This is a genomic window from Roseateles sp., from assembly GCF_965229315.1.
Taxonomy (GTDB): domain Bacteria; phylum Pseudomonadota; class Gammaproteobacteria; order Burkholderiales; family Burkholderiaceae_C; genus Pelomonas.
Window position 1 is genome coordinate 1276339 of sequence record NZ_CBDDJA010000002.1, and the last position, 15934, is coordinate 1292272.

General features: G+C 71.8%; 14 protein-coding genes. All 14 read left to right on the plus strand.

Annotated features, from left to right (window positions below):
* Positions 1 to 179 precede the first annotated feature (179 nt).
* The 14 genes from kdpF (at position 180) to ACO07H_RS10760 (ending at position 15902) form a co-directional block, all read left to right on the plus strand.
* Positions 180 to 272, plus strand: coding sequence for a K(+)-transporting ATPase subunit F (kdpF, locus tag ACO07H_RS10695; protein ID WP_422013878.1), 93 nt, complete (start codon positions 180 to 182; stop codon positions 270 to 272).
* Positions 269 to 2068: a potassium-transporting ATPase subunit KdpA gene (gene kdpA, locus ACO07H_RS10700; RefSeq protein WP_422013880.1), complete on the plus strand. Its 1800-nt coding sequence runs from the start codon at positions 269 to 271 to the stop codon at positions 2066 to 2068. The genes kdpF and kdpA overlap by 4 nt, the downstream gene beginning before the upstream one ends.
* Positions 2065 to 4116 carry a potassium-transporting ATPase subunit KdpB gene (gene kdpB, locus ACO07H_RS10705; RefSeq protein WP_422013882.1) on the plus strand — a complete coding sequence of 684 codons (2052 nt, stop codon included), beginning with the start codon at positions 2065 to 2067 and terminating at the stop codon, positions 4114 to 4116. The genes kdpA and kdpB overlap by 4 nt, the downstream gene beginning before the upstream one ends.
* A gap of 26 nt (positions 4117 to 4142) precedes the next feature.
* Positions 4143 to 4868: a TorF family putative porin gene (locus ACO07H_RS10710; RefSeq protein ID WP_422013884.1), complete on the plus strand. Its 726-nt coding sequence runs from the start codon at positions 4143 to 4145 to the stop codon at positions 4866 to 4868.
* A gap of 14 nt (positions 4869 to 4882) precedes the next feature.
* Entirely contained in the window at positions 4883 to 5500 is a 618-nt protein-coding gene (gene kdpC, locus ACO07H_RS10715) for a potassium-transporting ATPase subunit KdpC (protein WP_422013886.1), read from the plus strand.
* A 55-nt stretch (positions 5501 to 5555) separates the two neighbouring features.
* Positions 5556 to 6524 carry a magnesium and cobalt transport protein CorA gene (locus ACO07H_RS10720; RefSeq protein ID WP_422013888.1) on the plus strand — a complete coding sequence of 323 codons (969 nt, stop codon included), beginning with the start codon at positions 5556 to 5558 and terminating at the stop codon, positions 6522 to 6524.
* Positions 6525 to 6530: 6 nt separating this feature from the next.
* A complete protein-coding gene (locus ACO07H_RS10725) occupies positions 6531 to 9239 on the plus strand; it encodes a DUF4118 domain-containing protein (protein ID WP_422013890.1) in 2709 nt (902 codons plus the stop codon).
* A gap of 36 nt (positions 9240 to 9275) precedes the next feature.
* Complete coding sequence (locus tag ACO07H_RS10730; protein ID WP_422018630.1) at positions 9276 to 9941, plus strand: response regulator; 666 nt, start codon at positions 9276 to 9278, stop codon at positions 9939 to 9941.
* Positions 9942 to 10092: 151 nt separating this feature from the next.
* Positions 10093 to 11655, plus strand: coding sequence for a methyl-accepting chemotaxis protein (locus ACO07H_RS10735; RefSeq protein WP_422013892.1), 1563 nt, complete (start codon positions 10093 to 10095; stop codon positions 11653 to 11655).
* Between the two features lie 100 nt (positions 11656 to 11755).
* On the plus strand, positions 11756 to 11971 hold the full coding sequence (locus ACO07H_RS10740) for a DUF3820 family protein (RefSeq protein WP_422013894.1): 216 nt from the start codon (positions 11756 to 11758) through the stop codon (positions 11969 to 11971).
* Positions 11972 to 11975: 4 nt separating this feature from the next.
* Entirely contained in the window at positions 11976 to 12695 is a 720-nt protein-coding gene (locus ACO07H_RS10745) for a phosphodiester glycosidase family protein (protein WP_422013896.1), read from the plus strand.
* A gap of 125 nt (positions 12696 to 12820) precedes the next feature.
* On the plus strand, positions 12821 to 13687 hold the full coding sequence (locus tag ACO07H_RS10750) for an ABC transporter ATP-binding protein (RefSeq protein WP_422013898.1): 867 nt from the start codon (positions 12821 to 12823) through the stop codon (positions 13685 to 13687).
* Positions 13684 to 15309 carry a hypothetical protein gene (locus ACO07H_RS10755; protein WP_422013900.1) on the plus strand — a complete coding sequence of 542 codons (1626 nt, stop codon included), beginning with the start codon at positions 13684 to 13686 and terminating at the stop codon, positions 15307 to 15309. Before ACO07H_RS10750 ends, ACO07H_RS10755 begins: the two co-directional genes overlap by 4 nt.
* Before the next feature lie 68 nt (positions 15310 to 15377).
* On the plus strand, positions 15378 to 15902 hold the full coding sequence (locus tag ACO07H_RS10760) for a hypothetical protein (protein WP_422013902.1): 525 nt from the start codon (positions 15378 to 15380) through the stop codon (positions 15900 to 15902).
* Positions 15903 to 15934: the final 32 nt, after the last annotated feature.

Genomic DNA, 15934 nt, shown 5'->3' on the forward strand with positions numbered 1-15934 from the left:
TGATGCCGCCCGCTGCGATCTTGTCGGCGGTTTGACGGCCGGATTTCCAGAATGCCTTCCATCAAAGGAGGTGTCATGGACATCGTTTATCTGGGCCTGGGCATGGCCCTGGCTCTTGTCACCGCGCTGGCGGCCTGGGGTTGCGAGCGCCTGCGCGGCGCCGGCCGCGGAGGTCGCCCATGAGCGCGCTCGAGTGGGTGGCGGCCGCGCTGGTGGCCTTTCTGGTGGTGTACCTGTTCTGGGCGCTGCTGTTTCCGGAGGACCTGACATGAGCACGTCGGCCTGGATTCAACTCGTCGCTTTTCTCGCCGTGCTGCTTGCGCTGGCCTGGCCGCTCGCGCATTGGATCCATGCGGCCATGGAAGGCCGCATCGCCTGGCTGCGCCGCGTGGAGCGGGGCCTGCTGAAGCTGGCCGGCGTCGATGCCGACGCCGAGCAGGGCTGGCTGCGCTACGCGCTCGGCCTGGTGATCTTCAATGCGCTGGGCGTCGTCGCCGTGTATGCGTTGCAGCGGCTGCAGGTCTGGCTGCCGCTGAACCCGCAGGGGCTGGCTGCGGTCACGCCGGACTCGGCCTTCAACACCGCGGTCAGCTTCGTCACCAACACCAACTGGCAGGGCTACGGCGGCGAGTCGACGATGAGCTACCTGACGCAGATGCTCGCGCTGACAGTGCAGAACTTCCTGTCCGCGGCCACCGGCATCGCCGTGGTCGTGGCCCTCGTGCGCGGCTTTGCGCGCCACGCCGGCACGGCCATCGGCAACGTCTGGGCCGACCTGACCCGCGCCACGCTGTGGGTGCTGCTGCCGCTGTCGGTGGTGTTCGCGCTGGTGCTGGCCGGCCTGGGCGTCGTGCAGACGCTCAAGCCCTACCAGGACGTGACGACCGTGGAGGTGCAGCACTGGCAGGAGCCCCGGCTCGATGCCCAAGGCCAGCCCCTCAAGGGTGCCGACGGCCAGCCCGTCATGGTGGACAAGAGCGGCCAGAGCCAGAGCATCGCCGTCGGCCCGGTCGCGTCGCAGCTCGCCATCAAGATGCTGGGCACCAACGGCGGCGGCTTCTTCAATGCCAACTCGGCCCACCCGTTCGAGAACCCGAGCGCGGCGACGAACGCGCTGCAGATGCTGTCCATCTTTTTGATCCCGGCGGCGCTGTGCTTCGTGCTGGGCCGCCAGGTGGGCGACATGCGCCAGGGCTGGGCGCTGCTGGGCGCGATGACGGCGATGTTCGTCGTCGCCGTCGTCATCGCCACCGGCGCCGAGCAGGCCGGCAACCCGCACCTGGCGGCGCTGGGTGTCGACGCGGCCAACAGCGCCACGCAGTCGGGCGGCAACATGGAGGGCAAGGAAGTGCGCTTCGGCATCGACGCGTCCGCGCTGTTCGCCGTCATCACGACGGCTGCGAGCTGCGGCGCGGTCAACGCCATGCACGACAGCTTCACGCCGCTGGGCGGGCTGGTGCCCATGGTCATGATGCAGCTCGGCGAGGTGGTGTTCGGCGGTGTCGGCGCGGGCCTGTACGGCATGCTGGTGTTCGCCGTGCTGGCCGTCTTCGTCGCGGGCCTGATGATCGGCCGCACGCCCGAGTACCTCGGCAAGAAGATCGAGGCGCACGAGATGAAGATGGTGTCGCTGGCCATCCTGCTGACGCCGCTGGCCGTGCTGGTCGGCACGGCGGTGGCGGTCGTCGCGGAGCCCGGCAGGGCCGGCATCGCCGCACCCGGCGCGCACGGCTTCAGCGAGGTGTTGTACGCGCTCTCGTCGGCCGGCAACAACAACGGCAGCGCGTTCGCAGGGCTGTCCGCCAACACGCCGTTCTACAACCTGCTGCTGGGCCTGGTGATGTGGATAGGCCGCTTCGGCGTCATCGTGCCGGTGCTGGCCATGGCCGGCTCGCTGGTGGCCAAGAAGCGCCTCGCACCCGGCGAAGGCACGCTGCCCACGCACGGCCCGCTGTTCGTCGTGCTGCTGATCGGCGCCGTCCTTCTCGTCGGCCTTCTGAACTACGTGCCGGCGCTGGCCCTGGGGCCGGTCGTCGAGCACCTGATCCTGTGGAGCACGCAACCATGAGTCGCGCTGGTTTTTCCCTGTTGGACCCGGCGCTGACGCGCATCGCGCTCGTCGATGCGCTGCGCAAGCTGGACCCGCGCACGCAGCTGCGCAACCCGGTGATGTTCGTCGTCTACCTCGGCAGCGCGCTGACGACGGCGCTGGCCGTCGCGAAACCCGATGGCTTCGTCATCGCCGTGACCGTGTGGCTGTGGTTCACGGTGCTGTTCGCCAATTTCGCCGAGGCGCTGGCCGAGGGCCGCAGCAAGGCGCAGGCCGCGTCGCTGCGCGGCCTGAAGAAGGAAACCTGGGCCAAGGTCGCCGATGGCTGGAAGCCCGGCACGCCGCGCGAGGCGCTGAAGTGGCACCCGCGCGAGGCCGGCACGCTGCGCCGTGGCGAGGTCGTGCTGATCGAGGCCGGCGACGTGGTGCCGGCCGACGCCGAGGTCGTGGCGGGCGTGGCGTCGGTGGACGAGAGCGCCATCACCGGCGAGTCCGCACCGGTCATCCGCGAGAGCGGCGGCGACTTCTCGGCGCTGACCGGCGGCACCCGCGTGTTGTCGGACTGGGTCGTGGCCCGCGTGGCCGTGAACCCCGGCGAGACCTTCGTGGACCGCATGATCGCGATGGTGGAGGGCGCGCAGCGCAAGCGCACGCCCAACGAGATCGCGCTGACCATCCTGCTGGTCGCGCTGACGCTGGTGTTCCTGGGCGTGTGCGCCACGCTGCTGCCGTTTTCGACCTTCAGCGTGGCGGTGGCCGGCGCGGGCCAGCCGGTCGGCATCGTCGTGCTCGTCGCCCTGCTGGTGTGCCTGATCCCGACGACCATCGCCGGCCTGCTGTCGGCCGTGGGCGTGGCGGGCATGAGCCGCATGCTGCAGGCCAATGTCATCGCCACCTCGGGCCGTGCCGTGGAGGCTGCCGGCGACGTGGACGTGCTGCTGCTGGACAAGACCGGCACCATCACGCTGGGCAACCGCCAGGCCGATGCCTTCTGGCCGGTGGACGGTGCCAGCGAGGCGCAGCTCGCCGAGGCCGCGCGCCTGGCGTCGCTGGCCGACGAGACGCCCGAGGGCCGCAGCATCGTGGCGCTGGCCGAGCGCAGGTTCGGCCTGAAGGGCGCCGGCGGGCAGGGCGTCTTCGTGCCGTTCACGGCGCAGACGCGCATGAGCGGCGTGGACCTCGGCTCGCGGCTGATCCGCAAGGGTGCCGGCAGCGCCGTGCGCGCCCATGTCGAGGCCTTGCACGGCCGCTGGCCCGCCAGCGTGCAGGCGGCGGTGGACGAGGCCGCGCGCCGCGGCAGCACGCCGCTCGTCGTGGCCGACGGCACGCAGGTGCTGGGCGTCGTCGAGCTGAAGGACATCGTCAAGCCCGGCATCAAGGACAGGTTCGCGCAGCTGCGCCGCATGGGCATCAAGACCATCATGGTCACGGGCGACAACCGCTTGACGGCTGCGGCCATCGCGGCCGAGGCCGGCGTGGACGACTTCCTCGCCGAAGCCACACCCGAGGCCAAGCTCGCGCTGATCCGCGAGCACCAGGCCCAGGGCCGGCTGGTCGCCATGACCGGTGACGGCACCAACGATGCGCCCGCGCTGGCCCAGGCCGACGTGGCCGTGGCCATGAACACCGGCACCCAGGCCGCCAAGGAAGCCGGCAACATGGTCGACCTGGACAGCAACCCCACCAAGCTCATCGAGGTGGTGGAGACCGGTAAGCAGATGCTGATGACGCGCGGGTCGCTGACGACCTTCAGCATCGCCAACGACCTGGCCAAGTACTTCGCCGTGCTGCCGGCGGCCTTTGTGTCGACCTATCCGCAGCTGGCCGCGCTGAACGTCATGCACCTGGCCAGCCCCAACTCGGCCATCCTGAGCGCCGTCATCTTCAACGCGCTGATCATCGTCGTGCTGATCCCGCTGGCGCTCAGGGGCGTGCGCTATCGCGCCATCGGCGCCGCCGCGCTGCTGCGCCGCAACCTGCTGGTCTACGGCCTGGGCGGCGTCATCGTCCCCTTCATCGGCATCAAGGCCATCGACCTCGTCCTCGTTGCGCTCGGCCTCGCCTGAGCGCCACTCAACCCCGCATCCCGACCATGAAATCTCTCGTTTCCCTGCTGGTGCTCGCCGCCACCGTTCCCGCCTTCGCCGACGATCCGGCACCGGCCGCCGATCCGCTGTCGTTCAACATCGGCGCCGTCAGCGACTACCGCTACCGCGGCATCTCCCAGACCCGCCTGAAGCCCGCGCTGCAAGGCGGCATCGACTACGCCGCGGCCAACGGCTTCTACGTCGGCACCTGGGCCTCCACGATCAAGTGGATCAAGGATGCCGGTGGCGACGGCCAGGTCGAGCTGGACCTGTACGGCGGCTACAAGACCGAGGTGGCCCAGGGCCTGACGCTGGACGTGGGGGTGCTGCAGTACCTGTACCCCAGCAACAAGCTCAACCCGAGCGCCAACACGCTGGAGGTCTATGGCGCCCTGAGCTACGGGCCCTTCACGGCCAAGTATTCGCACAGCGCGACCAACCTGTTCGGCTTCCCGTCCAGCAAGAACTCCGGCTACCTCGACGTGTCGGCCAACGTCGACCTCGGCGACGGCCTGACGCTGACGCCGCACGTGGGCCACCAGACGGTCAAGCACAACTCGGCGGCCTCGTACACCGACTACTCGCTGACGCTGGCCAAGGGCTTCGCCGGGCTCGTGGTCAGTGGCGCCATCGTCGGCACCGATGCGAATAAGACGGCCTATGCCAACCCGGTGACGGCCCGGTTCATGGGCAAGACCACGCTCGTCGTCGGCCTGAAGAAGACCTTCTGAACCGGAGTGCCACCATGACCACGCCCCTTTCTCCCACCGCCATCGCCGCAACGGCCCCGGTGCCGCTGTGGCGCCCCGCGCTGACGCTGTTCGTCGTGCTCAGCCTCGTCACCGGCCTGGCCTACCCGCTGGTCGTCACCGGTGTGGCGCAGACCGTGTTCCCGCGCGAAGCCAACGGCAGCCTCGTCCAGCAGGGCGGCCAGCCGGTCGGCTCCGCGCTGATCGGCCAGGCCTTTGCCGACCCCGGGCACTTCTGGAGCCGCCCGTCCGCCACCGGGCCCATGCCCTACAACGCGGCCAATTCCGGCGGCTCCAACCTGGCGCCCACGGCGCCGGCGCTGACCGACGCGGTCAAGGCGCGCCTCGAGGCCTTGCGCGCGGCCGACCCCGGCAACACCGCGCCCGTGCCGGTGGACCTGGTCACCACTTCCGCCAGCGGGCTGGACCCGCACATCAGCCGCGCCGCCGCCGACTACCAGGTGGCCCGCGTCGCCCGGGCGCGCGGCCTGCCGGTCGAGCAGGTGAAGGCGCTGGTGGCCCGGCAGACCGAGGGCCGCTGGCTGGGCTTCATCGGCGAGCCGCGCGTCAACGTGCTGGCACTGAACCTGGCGCTGCAGGCCTTGCCCAAGTGAGCCGCGCGCGCGGGCCGTGCGAGGATGGCCCGGTGTTCAAGAAGAAGCTGCCGCCATGCTGATCAACAGCGCCTTGTACGACGATGGGCGAGTCGTGGCCGAGCCGGGCCTGGAGGGGGTCTCCGAAGCGCTGGAGCGCCAGTCCGGCTTCGTGTGGATCGCGCTGCGCGACCCCACCGACGAGGAGCTCAACCTGCTGCAGCGCGAGCTGAACCTGCCGCCGCTGGCGGTGGAGGACGCCCGCAAGGGCCACCAGCGGCCCAAGCTGGAGGAATACGGCGAGATCCTGTTCGCCGCGATGCATCTGCTGGAGCCCGGCCCGGACGGGCTGCAGATCGGCGAGGTGCACGTCTTCGTCGGGCCGCGCTTCATCGTCTCGGTGCGGCACAACAGCCAGCAGGGCTTCCTCGGCGTGCGCGGCCGTGCGGAGCGCGAGCCGCACCTGCTGCGCCAGGGGCCGGGCTTCGTCTTCTACGCGCTGATGGACGCGGTCGTGGATCGCTACTTCCCGCTGATCGACGAAGTCGAGGCCGAGCTGGAGCAGCTCGAAGAGACGATGTTCCAGCCGCACCAGGACCGCCAGGCCGTCGTGCAGCGCCTGTTCGCGCTGAAGCAGCGCCTGGGCACGCAGCGGCATGCCGTCACGCCGCTGCTGGAGGTGACCTCCAAGCTGCACGGCGGCCGCGTGCCGGTCGTGTGCGAGGCGCTGCAGGACTACTTCCGCGACGTCTACGACCACCTGCTGCGCATCCAGGCCAGCATCGACGCGGCACGCGAAACCATCATCGCCGCCACGCAGGTCAACCTCACGCTGGTGACCATCGACGAATCCCTGGTCACCAAGCGGCTGGCCGCCTGGGCCGCCATCTTCGCCGCGTCCACCGCGCTGGCCGGCATCTGGGGCATGAACTTCGAGCGCATGCCCGAGCTGAAATGGGCCTTCGGCTATCCGATGGCGCTGGGCGCGATCGTGCTCGTCAGCGGCGCGCTGTACTGGCGCTTCAAGCGCGCCGGCTGGCTCTGACCGGCGATGACCGACGAGCGCCCCGACCCCGATGCGCTGCTGGCGCAGGTGCAGCGCGACGAAGCCGCGGCGCAGCGCGGGCGGCTGAAGATCTTCTTCGGCGCCAACGCCGGCGTCGGCAAGACCTACGCGATGCTGGCCGCCGCGCACGCGGCGCGTGCCCAGGGCCGCGCGGTGCTGGTGGGCGTCGTCGAGACCCACGGCCGGGCCGACACCGAGGCCGTGTCGCGCGACCTGCCGCGGCTGGCGTTGAAGGACATCGCCCACCAGGGGCGGACGCTGCGCGAGTTCGACCTCGACGCCGCGCTCGCCTGGGGCCACGCCCAGCCGGACGGCGTGCTGCTGCTGGATGAGCTGGCCCACAGCAACGCGCCCGGTTCGCGCCATCCCAAACGCTGGCAGGACGTGCACGAGCTGCTGGCCGCCGGCGTGGAGGTGTGGAGCACGCTGAACGTGCAGCACCTCGAGAGCCTGAACGACGTGGTCGGCGGCATCACCGGCATCCGCGTGGCCGAGACCTTGCCGGACAAGGTGTTCGACGAGGCCGACGAGGTGGTCGTCGTGGACCTGCCGCCCGACGAGCTGCTGCAGCGGCTCAAGGAGGGCAAGGTCTACCTGCCGGCCCAGGCCGAGCGTGCGGCGAAGCACTTCTTCCGCAAGGGCAACCTGCTCGCGCTGCGGGAGCTGGCGCTGCGCCGCACGGCCGACCGCGTGGACGACCAGATGCAGGCCTACCGCCGCGAGCGCGTCGACCAGGGGCAGGGCGCGGTGTGGCCCAACCGCGAGTCGCTGCTGGCCTGCATCGGCAGCGCGGCGGCCGGCGACAAGGTCGTGCGCAGCGCGGCGCGGCTGGCGGGGCAGCTCGGCGTCGTGTGGCATGCCGTCCACGTGGAGACGGCACGGCAGACCGACGACGCGACGCGCACCCGCGTGCAGCGCCTGCTGGAGCTGGCGCAGAGCCTGGGCGCGCGCACGGCGGTGCTGTCCGCGCCCGCGGTGGCGCCGGCGCTCATCGGCTACGCGCGCGAGCACAACCTGGCCCGGCTGGTGGTGGGCCGGCGCGACCAGGCCTGGCGCTGGCCCGGGCGGCCGTCGCTGTCCGAAGCGCTGAACCTGCTGGGCGACGAACTGGACGTGCTGCAGGTGGCACTGCCCGCCACGACGCGGGCGCCGCAGCCCGCCGCACCGCAGGCGCCGCGCCACGCGCTGCTCACGCCGCAGCAACTGCGCGGCTACGCCGCTGCGGTGCTCGCCTGCGGCCTGGCGACGGCCGTGGCGATGCCGCTGCTGCCGTTCATCGCGCCCACCAACATCGCGATGCTGTACCTGCTCAACGTCGTCGGCGTGGCGCTGAAGTTCGGCCGTGCGCCGGCGGCGCTCGCGGCGCTGCTGGGGGTGGGCGCGTTCGATTTCGCCTTCGTGGAGCCCCGCTGGTCGTTCGCGGTGGGCGATGCCCAATACCTGGTCACGTTCGCCGTGCTGCTGATCGTGGGCCTGGTCATCGGCCAGCTCGCGGCCGGCCTGCAGGCGCAGGCCCGGGCGGCGCGCGAGCGCGAGCGGCGGGTGCGTGGCCTGTACGCGATGTCGCGCGACCTGGGCGGCGCGCTGCTGGCCGAGCAGGTGGCGCAGATCGGCGCGCAGTTCCTCAGCGCCGAGTTCGGTGTCGCGTCCGCCGTGCTGGCCCCCGAGCCCGCGGCGCAGGCCGGCCGCGAGGTGCTGGCCGTGCTGCCCGGGGCGACGGCCGCGCCCGACCTCGGCGTGGCGCAGTGGGCCTACGACAGGGGGCAGCCGGCGGGGCTGGGCACCGACACGCTGCCCGCCAGCGCCTGCCTGATGCTGCCGCTGTCCGCGCCGATGCGCGTGCGCGGCGTGCTCGCGGTGGCGCCGCGGGGCGACGCCGGCGCCCGGCGCTGGTCGCCCGAGGAGCGCCAGGTGCTGGACACCTGCGCCGCGCTGCTGGCCATCTCGCTGGAGCGCATCCACTACATCGAGGTGGCGCAGGGCAGCACGCTGCAGATCGAGACCGAGCGTCTGCGCAACTCGCTGCTGACGGCCGTCTCGCACGACCTGCGCACGCCGCTGGCCGCGCTCGTGGGTCTGGCGGATGCGCTCAAGCTGACGCCGCTGAGCGCCGCGCAGGCCGACGTGGCCGACGCGATGCGCCGCTCGGCGCTGCGCATGAGCGCGCTGGTGGCCAACTTGCTGGACATGGCGCGGCTGCAGGCCGGCGGCGTGCAGCTCAACCTGCAGTGGCTGCCGCTGCAGGAGGTCGTCGGCAGCGCGCTGGCCAGCCTCGACGAGACGCTGGCCGGCCGCGACGTGGCGGTGGAGCTGGCGCCCGACCTGCCGCTGCTGCATCTGGACGCGGTGCTCATCGAGCGCGTGCTGGTGAACCTGCTGGAGAACGCGGCCAAGTACACGCCGGCGGGCAGCCCCGTCACGATCAAGGCCGGCGCGCAGGCGCGGGCGGCGGGGCCGGGCGTGGAGATCGACATCATCGACACCGGCGCCGGCCTGCCCGCGGGTCGCGAGGGCCAGCTCTTCGACAAGTTCGAACGCGGCGAACGCGAAAGCGCCACGCCCGGCGTCGGCCTGGGCCTGGCCATCTGCAAGGCCATCGTGCAGGCGCATGGCGGCAGCATCAGCGCTCACAATCGCGCCGCGGGCGGCGCATGCTTTCGCATCGAGCTGCCACTGGGCCAACCCCCCGCCTGACGAGGAGAAAAAGTCTTGGGTGCTGCGCGCGTGCTGATGATCGAGGACGAGCCGGAGATCCGCCGCTTCGTGCGCATGGCGCTGCACAGCGAGGGCCTGGAGGTGTTCGAGGCCGCCACGCTGCAGCGCGGCCTCATCGACGCGGCCACGCGCCGGCCCGAGCTGGTGGTGCTGGACCTGGGCCTGCCGGACGGCGACGGGCTGGACTTCATCCGCGAGTTCCGCGGCTGGTCGCAGGCGCCGGTGCTGGTGCTGTCGGCCCGCGAGGGCGAGGAGCGCAAGGTGCAGGCGCTGGACGCCGGTGCCGACGACTACCTCGTCAAGCCCTTCGGCGTGGCGGAGCTGCTGGCGCGCGTGCGCGTGCAGCTGCGCCGTGCCACCCGCGGTGGTGGCGATGCCGACCCGGTGCTGCGCTTCGGTGACGTGGCCGTGGACCGCGCGCTGCGCACCGTCACGCGCGGCGGCCAGGAGCTGCACCTCACGCCCATCGAGTACCGGCTGCTGCAGGAGCTGTGCAGCGCACCCGGCCGCGTGCTGACGCACCAGCACCTGTTGAAGGCCGTGTGGGGGCCGGGCCATGCCGAGGACGTGCACTACGTGCGCGTGCACATGGCCAACCTGCGCAAGAAGGTCGAGGCCGACGCCAACCGCCCGCAGTGGCTGTTGACCGAAGCCGGCGTGGGCTACCGCCTCAAGACCTGAGCGAGGGCGATGCGGCTGTAGGCAATTTGCCTACGGCAAGTGCCGCGATCCACGCGCAAGGGCGTCAGGCGTCGCCGGCTCGCCGCCTGAAGCCCGCTTTCGGAAGATGACGGTCATCAAACGTTGATGCATCTCCAAGGGAGCGGTGACCATGAACTTCTGGAACAACCTGTCGGTGAAGACCAAGCTGATCGGCGCCTTCGGCCTGCTGATCCTGATGATCGTGGCCATCTCGGCCGCGGCGCTGGGGTCCATCAAGCAGGACGGCGACCAGTTCGCCGATTACGTGCAGGGTGTCGAGGCGCGCGCCGCCATGGCCAATCAGGTGCGCCTGGCGGTGGACCGCCGCGCCATCGCGGCCCGCAACCTGGTGCTGGTGACCAAGGCCGAGGATGCGGCCGTCGAGAAGGCCGCCGTGCTGGCCGCCGTCGAGGACGTGCGCAAGTCGCTGGATGCGCTGCAGGCGCTGTCCAACAAGGCCGGCGTGCCGTCGGAGGTGCGCAGCCGCGTCGAGGAGATCGCCCGCATCGAGGGGCAGTATTCCGCCGTGGCCGAAGCCATCGTGGGCCTGGCGCTGGCCGGCGACCGCGAGGCCGCCATCGGCCGCATGAACGAGCGCTGCCGCCCGCTGCTGGCCGCCCTCGTGAAGGCCACGGACGACTACATCCGCTTCACCGCCGAGACCTCCAGCCGCCTCATCGCCGAAACCGACCAGGTGCATGGCCAGCGCATCGCCGTGCTGGCCGCGGCCTGCGCGGCGGTCGTCGTGCTGTCGCTGCTCGCGGCGCTCGCCATCACCCGCTCCATCGTCAAGCCGCTGCAGACCGCCGTCACCCTCATCAACGACGTGGCCGAGGGCAACCTGGACACCGAAGTCCAGGTCCAGACGCGGGACGAATTCGGCCATCTGCTGCAGGCCATCGCCGCGATGCAGGGCGGCCTGCGTGAACTGGTGACCAGCGTGCGCCATGGCGCCGACAGCCTGTCGCTGGCCAGCGCCGAGATCGCCCAGGGCAACCACAGCCTGTCGTCGCGCACCGAAACCCAGGCCAGCGCGCTGCAGCAGACCGCGTCGTCCATGGAGCAGTTGAGCGTCACCGTGCGCCAGAACGCCGACAACGCCAGCCAGGCCAACCGCCTGGCCGAGGCCGCCAGCACCGTCGCCCAGCAGGGCGGCCAGGTCGTGGCCCAGGCCGTGGACACGATGCGGGGCATCAGCGAATCCAGCAAGCGCATCGCCGACATCACCTCCGTCATCGACGGCATCGCCTTCCAGACCAACATCTTGGCGCTGAACGCCGCCGTGGAAGCCGCACGGGCCGGCGAACAGGGCCGCGGCTTCGCGGTGGTCGCCAGCGAGGTGCGGGCGCTGGCCCAGCGCAGCGGCGAGGCGGCCAAGGAGATCAGGCAGCTCATCACCGACAGCGTCGGCCGCGTCGAGGTGGGCGTCACGCAGGTCAGCCAGGCCGGCCGCACGATGCAGGAAGTCGTCGCCAGCATCGGCCGCGTGACCGCCATCATGGGCGAGATCAGCACCGCCAGCGCCGAGCAGAGCGAGGGCGTGGGCCAGGTCGGCGGTGCCGTGTCCAGCATGGACCGCACGACCCAGCAGAACGCCGCCCTGGTCGAGGAAATGGCTGCCGCCGCCTCCAGCCTGAAGGGCCAGGCGCTGGAGCTGGTGCGTGCCGTGGGCATGTTCAAGCTGTCGCACTGAGTTCCCGGGTCTCCACCCCCGCGCGGCCACCCGGTCGCGCTTGCCCGACGCGCCGCAGGCCGTCGGGCCTTCCTGCATCCGGGGCTGGCACACTGCCGCCATGACCCCCGACGACCTGCTCAAGCTCGAGAAGACGGCGATGCCCTTCGGCAAGCACCAGGGTACGCTGATCGCCGACCTGCCGGGCAACTACCTGGGCTGGTTCGCGCGCGAAGGCTTTCCCAAGGGCGAGATCGGGCGGCTGCTGGCGCTGATGTACGAGATGGACCACAACGGCCTGCGCGACCTGCTGAAGCCGCTGCGGGGCCGGGGCTAGCGTGATGGGGCGCGTGCTGTCGGCGATCTGTGTCGCGGCGGCCTTGGCCGGCGGCGGGGCGCGGGCGGCCGACGAGCTGTTCACCGTCGTCCGCGTCGACGTCGCGAAGCAGGACCTGCGCCTGTTCTGGCGCGACGACCGCGGCCAGCCGTGGCGGCGCCTGGATCGGTTGGCCGACGGCCTGAAGGCGCGGGGCAGGACGCTCACCTTCGGCATGAACGCCGGCATGTTCCACGCCGACGCGAGCCCCGTGGGCCTGCTGGTGATCGACGGGCAGGAGCTGGCACCGCTGAACCTCGCCGGCGGCGAAGGCAACTTCTTCCTGAAGCCCAACGGCGTGTTCCTGATCGGGCCGCAGGGCGCGCGCGTGGTGGACGCCGTGGACTACCCGCAGTGGCGCGACGGCGTGCGCCAGGCCACGCAGTCCGGGCCGCTGCTGCTCAAGGGCGGCGAGATCCACCCGGCCCTGCGCCCGAACTCGGCGTCGCGCTACGTCAGGAACGGCGTCTGCGTGCTGGGCTCGCAGGCCGTCTTCGTCATCAGCCGGCGGGCGGTCACCTTCCATGAGTTCGCAGTCTTCTTCCGCGACGAGCTGCACTGCCGCGACGCGCTGTACCTCGACGGCGCCGTGTCCAGCCTGTACTCGCCCGCGCTGGGGCGCAACGACCGCTGGAGCGCGCTGGGCCCGATGTTCGGCGTCGTGCAGGACGTGACGCAGCCCTGACCCCGCGCCGGCCCAGGCCGCGGTTTTGCCGGCCTGGCCCACGCGGCCTGCGGCCTGTCGGAACGGCGTTCGAATTGCTGTGGCCGGTCCCTAACCTGCAGGTCATCGCAAGCTCGGAGGTGGTCATGCTGCACATCGACAACGTCGTCAAGACCTTTGGAAAAATCAACGCCGTCGATGGCGTGACGCTGCATCTGCAGCCCGGCGTCGTGGGCCTGATCGGCCACAACGGCGCCGGCAAGAGCACGCTGATGCAGATGCTCGCCACGCTGACCCGGCCCACGCGGGGCCGCATCCTGCTGGACGGGCAGGACATCGTCGCCCGGCCCGAGCTGATGCGCCGCCGCCTGGGCTACCTGCCGCAGGACTTCGGCGTCTACCCGCACCTCACGGCGCTGGAGTTCCTGCAGTACTTCGCCGCGCTCAAGGGGGTGCGCGGCCGGCAGCGGCTGCAGGAGCTGCTGGAACTGGTGAACCTGCACGAGCAGGCGCACCGGCCCGCGGCCGGCTTCTCGGGCGGCATGCGCCAGCGGCTGGGCATCGCGCAGGCGCTGCTGAACGACCCGGACGTGCTCATCGTCGACGAGCCCACCGCCGGGCTGGACCCCGAGGAGCGGCTGCGCTTTCGCCACCTGTTGGGCGACCTGGGCCGCAAGCGGCTGGTCATCGTCTCCACGCACATCGTGTCGGACGTGGAGAACATGGCCTCGCACCTGGCCATCCTGCGCCAGGGCCGGCTGGTGGCGTTCGAGACACCGGACGCCGTGCTGGCGCGCGCAGCCGGGCAGGTGTGGACGGCGCTGCTGGTGCCCGCGGCCTACGAGGCGCTGCGCGAGCGGGTGCACGTGCTGCAGGCTCAGCCGATCGGGTCGCGGGTGCAGGTGCGCATGGTGCATCCGTCGCTGCCTTGCGACGGGGCCGAGCCGGCGCATGCCAGCCTGGAAGAGGCGCTGATGGCGCAGCGCTATGCCGACGCGCGGGTGGCGGCATGACGGCCGCGCACCTGCCGCTCGGTGCGCTGCCTGCCGCGGCGCCGATGAGCTCGTCGCTGTACAGGGCGCTGGTGGTGAACGAATGGCGGCTGCGCAGCCGGCGCCTCTCCAGCCTGGTCATCCTGCTGGCCGTCGTGGCCGTGAGCTGGCTGATGGTGCTGGACCCGAAGAGCGGCTACGCGATGATGGTGGTGCACCACCAGCGCGTGGCCTACGAGAGCCCGGCGCTGGCCTTCGCCACGACGCTGATCGCCTCGCTGCTGTTCGGCCTGGCGGGCTTCTATCTCGCGCGCGGGCGCAGCCAGGAGGACCTGCGCTGCGGCACCGCCCACGTGCTGGCCGCCACGCCGGTCAGCAACGCGCAGTTGCTGGGCGCCCGCTGGCTGGGCGCGTTCGGGTTCCTGCTGTCGCTGGGCACGGTGGCGATGCTGACGAGCTGGGTGTTGCAACTGGTGCGCGGCGAAGGCCCGCTGCAGCCCGGGCCTTACCTGCAGATGCTGGTGCTCGGGCTGGCGCCTGGGCTGATGCTGTGCGCCAGTCTCGCCGTGCTGGCCGACGCCTGGGCGCCGCTGATGGGCAAGCGCGGCGACGCGCTGTACTGGCTGTTCTGGATCGCGCAGTTCGCCTTCCTGCCCGCCACGCTGGGCAACGGCCCGGCGCGGCTGACCGGCTGGCAGGTGTTCGACATCAACGGCATGTCGCCGCTGCTGGTGGGCGTGAGCCGGCTGATGGACGTCAGCCACATCAGTGTGGGCGGCAGCCGGTACGACGCCTCGCTGCCCATGCTGCACATGCCCGCCGGGCTGTGGACGTCCGAGCTGGTCGCGCTGCGGGTGGGTGCCATGGTGCTGGCGCTGCTGCCGCTGGTGCCGGCCGTCCTGGCCTTCCACCGCTACGCGCCGGACCGCGTGAAGCTGCGCAGCGCGTCCGGCCGCTGGCGCATCGTGCGGCTGGCGCAGTGGCTGCTGCGCCCGCTGATGCGGCCCTTCACCGCGGCGCTGGGCGGGCTGCTGCGTGCCAGTGCCCGGCTGCCCGGCCTGGCGGGCCGCTGGCTGGCCGACGTGAGCCTGCTGCTGCTGAGCCAGCCGCTGCTGGCGCTGGCGATGCTGGGCACCGCCGCCGCATGCGCGTTCGTCCCGGCCGAGGTGCTGCCGCGGCTGCTGGCCGTCACGCTGGGCGCCTGGGGCATCGCGGTGGCCGATGTGAGTTCGCGCGACCTGCAGAGCGGCACGCTGGCGCTCGCCACGGCCGTGCCGGGCGGCGCGCGGGAGCGCGGCTGGCGCCAGGCGCTGGCGGCCTTCGGCCTGGGCGTGCTCGTGGCGATGCCGGCGCTGTGCCGCTGGGCCATGGCCGCGCCGCTGCAGGCGGCGGCCTGCGCCGCCGGGCTGCTGTTCCTCAGCGTGGCCGCCACGGGCCTCGGCCGGCTGACGCAGGGCTCGCGCACCTTCCTGGCGCTGTTCCTGTTCGGGCTGTACCTCAACCTGCAGGCGACCGGCCTCGCGGCACTGGACATGCTGGGCCTGGGCGGCGCGGCGCAAGCGGGCAGCGTGGCGGGGTATGGGCTGGCCGGGCTGCTGGGTCTGGCCGCGCTGGCCGCACCGCTGCCGATGCGGCGCCATTGACGGTCCCCTGCGCGGCGTTGGCCTACACGCCGCGCGGGTCGCAGGCGCAAGATGTCATCACCATGCATGTGAGTCCCCTTCGCCCACCTTGTGCCGCTGCACTGAGCCTGTGCGGGCTGCTGCTCGTGCCACCCGGCGCACAGGCCGAAGACCTGCCGAAGTCCCCCGCCTGCCGCACGGCGCTGCAGGCGTTGACCGAGGCCGAGGACGCGCTGGCGGATACGGCGGCGGCGTCCTCTGCCGCTGCCACCGAGCGCCGGCGTGCCGTCGCGGTGCAGTTGCAGCCGTTGCGTCGGCGCGTGGCGGATGCCTGTCTGGGCGGTCTCACCACGTCGCCGCCGCCGTCACAGCACACGCTGGTCGTGCCCGCGCCGCCTGCGCGGCCCGCCACCGCCGCGCCGCGCCCGCTGACCCCGGCGATGCCACCGGTCGTCGTCACGGTGCCGCGCCCCGACGTGCCGGTCACGGTCACGACCTGCAATGCGGCGACCTGCCTGGGCAGCGACGGCTCCACGCTGACGCGCGTGGGCCCCAACCTCATCGGGCCGCGCGGGGCGTGCACGGTGCAAGGGATCTTTGTGCGCTGCCCCTGACGCGCGGACCCGGGCGTCGCTAGGATGCGGCA